Raw genomic sequence first — 2187 nt, 5'->3', positions numbered from 1 at the left:
TGGTCGGCGGCGCTGCGCTCGACCGCTTCCAGCACGCGCTGGACGTTCAGTCCGTCGTCGAACGACGGGGTCGGGGCGATGCCGGTGGCGATCGCCTCGACGAAGTCCTTCACCTCGTGGGTGAAGGTGTGCTCATAGCCCAGGCCGTGGCCCGGCGGCCACCACGCCCCCGCGTACGGGTGCCCGGCCTCGGTGACCAGCACCCGGCGGAACCCGGCCTCCTCGGCGGGCAACGCGTGGTCGTGGAACCACAACTCGTTCATCGCCTCGAAGTCGAAGGCCACGCTCGCCTTCGAGCCGTTGACCTCGATCCGCAGCGCGTTCTTGCGGCCGGTGGCGAACCGGGTCGCCTCGAACGACGCTAGCGCGCCACCACTGAGGCGCCCGATGAACAGGGCCGCGTCATCGACGTCGACCTCGCCCATCTGCGCGCCGCCGCCGGTGCCGGCCTCGGCCGACAGCCCGGCCGAGGCGTCGGCGACGGGCCGCTGGGTGATGAAGGTCTCGGTCAGCCCGGACACGTGCGTCAGGCGCTGGCCGGTGATGAACTGCGCGGTGTCGATGATGTGCGCGCCGATGTCGCCCAGCGCGCCGGAGCCGGCCAGGTCCTTTCGCAGCCGCCATACCAGCGGGAAGTCCGGATCGACGATCCAGTCCTGCAGGTACTGGGCCCGCACGTGGCGAATGGATCCCAGGCGGCCCTCGGCCACCCAGCGGGCGGCCTGGGCGATGGCCGGCACCCGGCGGTAGTTGAACGCCACCATCGCGTACACCCCCCGCTCGGCCGCCGAGCGGGCCGCCGCCGCCATCGCCTCGGCCTCGGCGACGGTGTTGGCGAGCGGTTTCTCGCACAACACGTGCTTGCCGGCCTCCAGCGCGGCGATCGCGATCTCGGCGTGCGAGTCGCCCGGCGTGCAGATGTCGACCACGTCCACGTCGTCGCGGGCGATGAGCTTGCGCCAGTCGGTCTCGGCCGCCGCCCAGCCCATCTGCTCGGCCGCCGCCGCCGTCCCGGCGGCCGAGCGGCCGCAGACCGCCGCCATCACCGGCCGGGCCGGCAGGTCGAAGAACGCCGACACGCTGCGCCAGGCCTGCGAATGCACCCGGCCCATGAAGGCGTACCCGACCATGCCGATCCCCAGGCTCGGCCTGTCAGACTGATTCATCAAGACTCGAATCCCAACGGCAGGTACTCGGCCACGTTCTCCTTGGTGATGGTCTCGGAGGCCAGGGTGATCGACTGGGGCACCTGGTTCTCCACCAGGTCGCTCATGCCCTTGCCCTGCGCGATCAGGCGCGCCAGCTTGATCGCCGAGGAGGCCATGGTGGGGCTGTAGGTCACGGTGGCCTCCAGCACGCCAGAGCCGGCCTGGATGTCGCGCATCGCGTTGGCCGAGCCGGCGCCGCCGACCATGAAGAACTCGCTGCGCCCGGCCTCCTTGATCGCGGCCAGCACGCCGATGCCCTGGTCGTCGTCATGGTTCCAGATCGCGTCGATCTTCTTGTGCGCCTGCATCAGGTTCGCCGCCACCTTGGTGCCCGACTCCACGGTGAACTGCGCGTCCTGCTTGGCCGTCACGCTGAAGCCGTAGGTCTTCAGCGCGTCCTCGAAGCCCTTGCTGCGGTCCTGGGTCAGCGGCAGGGTGGCGATGCCCTGGATCTCCAGGATCACCGGGTTGGCCACCCCCTTGTCCTTGAGCTTCTTGCCGATGTAGTGGCCGGCCGCCACGCCCATGCCGTAGTTGTCGCCGCCGATCCAGGTGCGGTAGGACAGCTTGTCGGGGAAGATCCGGTCCAGGTTGATCACCGGGATGCCGGCGTCGGAGGCCTGGCGGGCGATCTGGTTGAGCTGCTGGCCGTCGTTGGGCAAGATCACCAGCGCGGAGACCTTGGCCGCGATCAGCGATTCGACGGCGGAGATCTGCGCGTTGATGTCGTTGGTCGGCTCGACCGGCTTGAACTCGATGTCGGAGTACTCCTTGGCCGCGGCCTCGGCGTTCTTGGCGATCGCGGCGATCCAGCCGTGGTCGGCCGCGGGCGCGGAGAAGCCGATGACGACCTTGTCGCCGGGGGCGTCGTTGCCGCCGGTCGCCGCCGGGGCCGGCGCCGAGGCCGCCGCCGGGGCCGGGGCCTCGTTACCCGTGCACGCCGTCACCAGCGCACCCGCACCGATGACCGCACCGCCGA

2 protein-coding genes are annotated in these 2187 nt (G+C 70.6%); both read right to left on the bottom strand.

Features of this window, described 5'->3' with window-relative positions; genetic code table 11:
- Positions 1-1166 (bottom strand): Gfo/Idh/MocA family protein (locus tag ACTOQ2_RS43750; protein WP_440107915.1); only part of this gene is annotated, 1166 nt, incomplete at its 3' end.
- Positions 1166-2187, bottom strand: a 1022-nt coding sequence (locus tag ACTOQ2_RS43745; RefSeq protein WP_440107913.1) for a substrate-binding domain-containing protein, incomplete at its 5' end; no start/stop codon positions are given. The genes ACTOQ2_RS43750 and ACTOQ2_RS43745, both read right to left, overlap by 1 nt.

The sequence above is a fragment of the Streptosporangium sp. H16 genome, assembly GCF_051918855.1.
Taxonomy (GTDB): Bacteria; Actinomycetota; Actinomycetes; order Streptosporangiales; family Streptosporangiaceae; genus Streptosporangium.
Note: the sequence above shows the minus strand (reverse complement) of the source record. Positions and strands in the feature narration are given on the sequence as shown.